The sequence below is a fragment of the Rubellimicrobium sp. CFH 75288 genome (genome assembly GCF_009904055.1).
Taxonomy (GTDB): Bacteria; Pseudomonadota; Alphaproteobacteria; order Rhodobacterales; family Rhodobacteraceae; genus Rubellimicrobium.
The window spans coordinates 1-6,291 of sequence record NZ_WYDP01000036.1; the positions used below are offsets into that span (position 1 = coordinate 1).

At 71.0% G+C, this 6,291-nt stretch carries 11 protein-coding genes; 2 read left to right on the top strand and 9 right to left on the bottom strand.

Annotation, left to right across the window (positions count from 1 at the left end; translation table 11 throughout):
* Together GT358_RS16075 and GT358_RS16080 are read right to left on the bottom strand one after the other, a co-directional pair.
* Nucleotides 1-140 (bottom strand): DUF2460 domain-containing protein (locus GT358_RS16075; protein WP_166583654.1); only part of this gene is annotated, 140 nt, incomplete at its 3' end.
* An 11-nt stretch (nucleotides 141-151) separates the two neighbouring features.
* On the bottom strand, nucleotides 152-2,326 hold the full coding sequence (locus GT358_RS16080) for a phage tail tape measure C-terminal domain-containing protein (RefSeq protein WP_166583655.1): 2,175 nt from the start codon (nucleotides 2,324-2,326) through the stop codon (nucleotides 152-154).
* Nucleotides 2,327-2,379: 53 nt separating this feature from the next.
* On the opposite strand from GT358_RS16080, the gene GT358_RS16085 reads away from it, so the two are divergent.
* Both GT358_RS16085 and GT358_RS16090 read left to right on the top strand, forming a co-directional pair.
* Nucleotides 2,380-2,607, top strand: coding sequence for an AbrB/MazE/SpoVT family DNA-binding domain-containing protein (locus GT358_RS16085; protein WP_243730944.1), 228 nt, complete (start codon nucleotides 2,380-2,382; stop codon nucleotides 2,605-2,607).
* Nucleotides 2,607-2,987 (top strand): type II toxin-antitoxin system VapC family toxin, encoded by a 381-nt coding sequence (locus GT358_RS16090; RefSeq protein WP_166583656.1) that lies wholly within the window; start codon nucleotides 2,607-2,609, stop codon nucleotides 2,985-2,987. The genes GT358_RS16085 and GT358_RS16090 overlap by 1 nt, the downstream gene beginning before the upstream one ends.
* Nucleotides 2,988-2,990: 3 nt before the next feature.
* On the opposite strand, the gene GT358_RS16095 is transcribed toward GT358_RS16090, so the two are convergent.
* From GT358_RS16095 to GT358_RS16125, 7 genes are all read right to left on the bottom strand, one after another.
* Nucleotides 2,991-3,155 (bottom strand): hypothetical protein, encoded by a 165-nt coding sequence (locus GT358_RS16095; protein ID WP_166583653.1) that lies wholly within the window; start codon nucleotides 3,153-3,155, stop codon nucleotides 2,991-2,993.
* 62 nt (nucleotides 3,156-3,217) lie between these two features.
* Nucleotides 3,218-3,655 carry a hypothetical protein gene (locus GT358_RS16100; protein ID WP_166583657.1) on the bottom strand — a complete coding sequence of 146 codons (438 nt, stop codon included), beginning with the start codon at nucleotides 3,653-3,655 and terminating at the stop codon, nucleotides 3,218-3,220.
* Complete coding sequence (locus GT358_RS16105) at nucleotides 3,655-4,599, bottom strand: phage tail tube protein (protein WP_166583658.1); 945 nt, start codon at nucleotides 4,597-4,599, stop codon at nucleotides 3,655-3,657. Before GT358_RS16105 ends, GT358_RS16100 begins: the two co-directional genes overlap by 1 nt.
* Nucleotides 4,600-4,625: 26 nt before the next feature.
* Nucleotides 4,626-5,045, bottom strand: a complete 420-nt coding sequence (locus GT358_RS16110; protein ID WP_166583659.1) for an acyl-CoA transferase — start codon at nucleotides 5,043-5,045, stop codon at nucleotides 4,626-4,628.
* Between the two features lie 33 nt (nucleotides 5,046-5,078).
* Entirely contained in the window at nucleotides 5,079-5,423 is a 345-nt protein-coding gene (locus GT358_RS16115; protein WP_166583660.1) for a type II toxin-antitoxin system RelE/ParE family toxin, read from the bottom strand.
* Nucleotides 5,423-5,680: a type II toxin-antitoxin system ParD family antitoxin gene (locus GT358_RS16120; RefSeq protein WP_166583661.1), complete on the bottom strand. Its 258-nt coding sequence runs from the start codon at nucleotides 5,678-5,680 to the stop codon at nucleotides 5,423-5,425. Before GT358_RS16120 ends, GT358_RS16115 begins: the two co-directional genes overlap by 1 nt.
* A 60-nt stretch (nucleotides 5,681-5,740) precedes the next feature.
* The coding region (locus GT358_RS16125) for a DUF6441 family protein (protein ID WP_166583662.1) at nucleotides 5,741-6,291 on the bottom strand (551 nt) is incomplete at its 5' end.

The following is a 6,291-nucleotide window of genomic DNA, read 5'->3' on the forward strand; positions in this document are numbered from 1 at the left end:
TAGCGGCGGCGCGAGTTGGCCCAGCTGGCGTTGCGCTCCTCGGCCCCGCTTGCCAGTTCGACGATCTGGGTACGCCGTTCCGGGCCGCCGCGCGCGCCGCGGCTGATCGCATCGGGGAAACGGACTTCATGGAAGGCCATTGTCGGGATCCTCAGAGACCGCGGCGGCCCATCGACACCGCGCGGGCGATGTCGGCGGCGAGCTGGGTGCGCGACTGGCGGAAGCTCTCGGCGTCGCGGGTCATGATGGTGACATTGACGGAGGGCGCGGCCCCGCGCCCGGTGTACCCGGCGGCCTCGCGGCGCGAGAGCACGCGCTCGCCGCGCTGGAGGATAGCGGGCACCTCGTCCGGCTTCAGCCCGACCCAGCCGCCCGAATGCATCCGCGGCGCGCCCGCGAAAGCGAGCGCCGGGACCATCCGGCCGGGACCGGCCATGCCGACCGTGCCGCCCGCGTGCAGGACCGAGGCGAACATGCCTCCGGCACCGCCGAGCACGCCCGACAGCAGCCCCGCCAGCGGGCCGAGGATGAAGCGCCGCGCGGCGAGCCGGGAGAGATCGGCGATCATCGAGGTCACCAGATCGCGGAAGTCGAGCTTGCCCTTGCGGACGAAGTCGGCGACCGCGTTCTCGGCCGCCCCGAACGCTCCCACGAGCGCCTGGCCGATATCGGCCCCGATCTCGCGCGCTCTCGCTGCATAGTCGGCGAGTGCGGCGGTGACCGCCTGCCATCCGGTGACGGCCGCATCTGCTCCCGTTGCCGTATCCGTCCCCGCCTGCCGTCCGGCAGCGCCAGCACGTCCTGCCGAGATCTCCGCCTCGTCCAGCGCTTCCGCGACGCGCCGGGCCCCGGCGGCAGCGGCGTCCAGCGCGCCTTCGGTTTCCGCGCCCGAGCCGCGCACCGCCTCGACCAGCGCAGTGACCGCCTCGCGCACCCCGTCGAAGGCCCCCGCGCGCGTATCCGCCGCGCGCTGGCGAAACCGCTCGGCCATGGTGCCTGCGTTGCTGGCGGCATGGTCGAGCATGGATGCCCATGACTGCGCCCCGAACCAGTCGATCTGGAAATCCGCGCCGATCCGGTCGGCCACGGCGTTGAAGGTGGGCCCGATCATCCCGAGGAAATCGGCCCATTTGCCTGCGAGGAAGGCCATGAGCCGGGTCCAGATGCTCTCGATATCCGCGCGGAGCGCCCGGAAATCGTCGACCAGCGAGCCCATCGTGGTCTTGATGCCGTCCCAGACCGCGCGGGCGACATTGCCCATCAGCTCCAGCGCATTGCCGAAGCCACCGGCTCCCGTGACGAGGCGGGAGAACTGATAGAGCAGCTCGCCCGCGCCGACGATCAGCGCGCCGATGCCGGTGCGGATCAGCGCCCCGCGCAGGAGGACGAGCGTCGTGGCCAGCCCGCGCACCGACAGCGCCGCAGCCGCCAGCCCGGCGACCCAGCGCCCGGCCATCAGGGCGGCGAAGGTGCCCGCGATGCTGACCAGCCGTCCGAGGTTGTCGAACAGGGTCCGGATCGCGATGCCGAGCGGCCCGGTGGTGCGCGCGACCGCTGCCATGGCGTCGGCCACCGCCTCGAGCGCAGGCGCCGCCGCGACCGCCAGCTGGTTCGACAGCCCGCGCCAGATCAGGCCGAGGCGCGAGATGGCGTCATTGGTCCGCTCGATCTGGCGGGCGTCCTGATCGCTGACGACGACGCCGAAGTCGCGCACGTCCTGTGTCGCCTGCCGCAGCGTGGCCGTGTCGATCCGGGTGAAGACCAGCGCCGCCCGGTCGCCAAAGAGCTGCGACGCGACCGCCGCGCGTTCTGCCTCGGGCACGAGATCCGCCAGCCGATCCTGGATCAGCGCGATGCGCTGGTCGAGCGGCAGGGCCTGCAGCTCTCCAGCAGACAGCCGCAGGCGGCGCAGGGCTTCCGTCGCGGGGCCAGCGCCGGCCGCCGCCTGGCTCAGCCGCCGGGTGAGCTGCATCGCCGCCTGTTCGACCTGGCCCATGGACACGCCCGCCAGATCGCCTGCGCGCTCGAGCACCTGGATGCTTTCGACTGTCGTATCCAGCGAGGCCGCCAGCTTCGCTTGCGCATCGACCGTCGAGAGCCCCGAGCGGATCATCGCCGTGGCCGCCGCCGCCAGCGCCCCGGCCGCAGCCGCGGCCGCGATGCGCGCGCGGCGCGCGAAAGCGGCGAGCCGGGTATTGGCCAGCTCCATCTCACGGCTGAGCCGTCCGAAGCCGCGCGCACCCGCTTCGCCGACACCTTCCAGTTCGGCACGCACCTGCCGACCGCCCACCGCCGCAAGGCGGACGGATACGCGCTTCTCGGTCATCGGATGCTCCTTGCCTTGGGGACTTTCGTGTCTTACGTTATTTTGATCGATCCATGAGGCGTATGACGATGGCCGAGACCGCGACCCTGTCCTCGAAGTTCCAGATCTCGATCCCCAAGGCGATCCGGGCTGCGCATGCTTGGGAGGCCGGGCTGACCTTCGCCTTCATCCCGAAGGGCACCGGCGTGCTTCTTGTGCCGGTGCCGAAGAAGGAGAGCCTTCAAGGGCTCGCGAAGGGGGCGCGGCCCGAGGACTATCGCGACCGGTCGGACCGGACCTGATGATCCTCGTCGACACTTCGGCCTGGATCGAATGGCTGATCGGCTCGCCCACCGGCGAGGCGGTTGCCGGGCATCTGCCCGAGCAGGAGGCCTGGGTGGTGCCGACCATGGTCCAGCTTGAGCTCGCCAAGTGGCTCGCCCGCGAGGTGGGCGAGGACAAGGCCGATCAGGTCATCGCCTTCACGCAGGTCTGCCAGGTGGTACCGCTCGACACCGAGATCGCTCTCGCGGCGGCAGAGGCCTGCCGCGCGCATCGCCTCGCAACCGCCGATGCCATCGTCTTCGCCACGGCGCGCGCCAGGGACGCGACGCTGGTGACCTGCGATGCACATTTCGACGGTCTGCCGGGGGTCCGGCTTATCCCGAAGGTAGCCACCTGACCATCAGCCGCGCTCTGCCGCCATCTGCTCGTTGATCTTGCGCACCATCACCGCCTCGATGGGCGGCAGGAATTCGGCCATGGCCAATGGCGGGACGCCCAGCGCGCGGCCCAGCGCGAGCGCCGCACCCATGTCCCAGCCGATCACCGCGCCGGGGAGGATGCGCAACTGGCCGCCGAGTCGCTGCGCCAGGTCCCAGACCTGTGCGCCTTCAAAGGTGAGCGGCCGGTTCAGCCTTGCGGGGCAGTCCGGGCAGGCTTGCGGGCAGGCCGCGCAGTAGCCTTCGCCCCCGCCGTAGGACCAGTCGGCGAGGGCGCAGAGGCGTTTTTTTCCTGTTCCAGAAGCAGGCCCTTGGCGACATAGGCCGCCTGGAACGCCTCGAAGGCGGGCCAGATATCGAGGAGCGCGTCGATCCCCTCGGGGCTGACAGCGACCGGGTTGCCCGCGGCATCGCCGACGCCCTCCCAGTCCAGCACCGCGCGCCTCGCCACCGCCTTGGCCATGGCGAGCGCCAGTTCCTCGGTCGTGGCCTCGGGCGGCAGGGCCTCGACCGCCGGATCGGCCCGGGCCGAGACCATCAGCGCGGTGGTGAGCGGGCGCAGTTTCAGCCGCACCCCGGGCAGCAGATCGAGCCAGCGCGGCGCGTTCGTCAGGTCGAGCGTCAGCATCAATATGTCTCCCTCTCGTTCACCAGCGTCACGGTGCACATTCGCCCGAGCGCGGGATCGACCGCCGCCTGCCAGTCGAAGGTCGCCTGGATGCCTTGCGGTCCCGGCACCTCGATGCGCGGACGCGGCAGGTAGACGGCGTGGATGGTGAAGGTCAGGCTCTCGCCCGAAGGCAGCGTCCAGCCGAGCTCGATCTCGCAGGGGTCCGCGGCGATGGCCTGGTTGGCCAGCACCTGGTCGGCGAAGCGCACCTCCATCCGGCCCGTGAGCGCCGCCATGCCGGGATCGGCCCCGTCGATCCGTCCATCGGCACGGATGGTCTCGATCCGGTCGAGGTTGTTGGCATAGGTCACCTCGGCCGTGACGAGGTTCCCGAGCGCCGCGCCGTTGCGGGTGACTGTGCCGTTGAAATGGCCGAAGCGCAGGAGCTCCAGCGCCGCGGGCGTGCCTGCGCCGGTGGTCGCCGCCAGCGCCTCGCCCTGCGCGACCAGCCGGGCGGTGGCGGTCAGCAGCCCCGCCCGCTGCATCTGGAACGAGAGCTGGTCGACGACACAGCCCGCGTACATGGCAAAGCGCGGCACCTCGGGCATGGCGACCTCGATGGCCATCGAGGGCAGCACCCAGCCGCCCGAGCGGAACTCATGCGTGAAGGGGCCGGGCGCGGTGCCGGTGGTCGTCGGCGTCCCGAATGCCCCCTTCAGCCAGAAGCCGAAGGCCTCGGCATCGATCGGCACCACCACATCACCATCGGCCGTGAGCACGTCCTTGATCGGCGCCAGCGGATCGCGGCCGTAGCCGAGCAACTCGCTGTTCAGCAGCGGCTGCTCGGCCCCCAGCGTGGTGCTGGCAAACGGCATCCGCGTGTAGCCGCTGGCGGGCGGCGTGCCATAGGTCGTCTCGAACGCCAGCGCCATCTGCGCCCGCGCCCCAAGGGCTCGTGCCATCGTCTCGTCTCCTGTGGTGTTGGGGGTCAGGACAGCGGGTCGGCCGTGGTGTAGTGCAGGATCACAGGGATCACGGCCGCCTTCAGGCTGGCCGCGCCCTCAACGGGCAGATCCACGGGCCGTGGCGATTCCGCCTCGAGCCAGTTGCAGAGCCCGCCCAGCGTGCGGTCGGCTGCAATTGTCGTACCCACGCTGGCGCAGAGCGTATCGAAGGCGGCGTCGCGGTCGGCTCCCTGCACGACCGCCTCTATCTCGGCACGGTGCTGGTAGTGATAGGCCAACGGCGACAACGTAACCTCGGGCTCGCCCGGTTCGCCGTCGCGAAGGATCAGGAGGCCCTCTGTGGGCACGCGCTCGGGCAGCACCTCGCCGCGCAGGGCGGTGGCGGACAGCGTCGAGAGCCGCGCGTGCAGCGCGGCGAGGATGGTTTCGCGAGGGGTGGGCATGGCGATCCCGGTTCTCCGGGACGAGTCCAGCCGTCAGCGATCCCTGTCGCCTTTCGGCACGGGAAGATTGGCGAGCCGCCGCGGCAGGTCGGATCGGCCGTGCAGGAAGTCGATGATGATCACCTGCTCGGCGTCCTCGATGAAGACGACGAAATGCTGGCCCGCCCGCGCGAACCGAAGATCCTCGGGCAGGTCCGGATCGATCAGGCGGCGGCAGTCCTGCGTCTGCGCCGTCCCGGCCGCGATCGCGCGGCACAGGGCGATCAGATCCTCTTCATACGCCTCGGCCTGACGCGGGCCAAAGGTCTCGAGCGTCCATCTTGCGATGTCGATCAGCGAGGCTTCCGCCCTCAGCGTCAGCCGCCAGGGCTTCGGCATCAGGAGGCATTGCGCGCTGCGGCGAAAGCTCGGCGGATCGCGTCCTCACCGGAGCCTTCGGCGAGCGCGCCCGATCGCGCCTCCTCGAGGCCCGCGTTCAGCCGGGCGCGCAGTTCGCCCAGTTCGGCTTCCTCGCGCTCGAGCAGCCGCAGGCCCGCCCGCAGCGCCTCGGAGGCATTCTGGTATCGCCCCGACGCGACCAGCCGGTCGACCAGTTCGGATTGCGTATCGGTCAGGACGACGTTTCGGGTGGCCATGGGGATCTCCTGCAGCGCATTGGCAATATATGCCAATGCTGCTCCGAGGTCGACCTCCGTTCAGAAACGGGTCTCCACCCAGTTCGCCACGATCAGCCCCGGCACCGCGTCGTGAGCCTGCGCCGCGTCCCGCGCCAGGTCCAGCCGCTTCGGCAGCTTGACCTGCGGCACCAGCAGGAAGATCGGCGCGGTGACCGTGCCGCGCCCGGTCTTGGAACGCGACACCACGGCTTGGCCCTTCGTGTTCAGCCGCCCCTCCGCGACCAGCAGGCTCGGGCCGGTGCGGCGATAGACGAACCGCAGCCGGAGGCCGCGTCGCCGCTCCCATTCGCCGGGGGTGATCCGGCCGCCGCGCAGGGATTTGCCTGCGGCGGGGAGCGGGATCGCGAGCCAGAACCCGTTCTTCGACCGGATCAGTGGGCCGGTGTCGTGCGCGCCGACGATGACCGGGGCGTTCGACCAGACCAGTGCCGCGGCGCTGAGGCTGGGCTTGCCCTTGGGGAACTGCTCCGACCGGATGGTGCGGGCGAGCCGGGGCCCGAGCCCCGCGCCGGTGATCTGCGCGCGCCAGGCGTCCTTGAGGCCGGTCCCAGCCTCGCGGATCGCGGCCG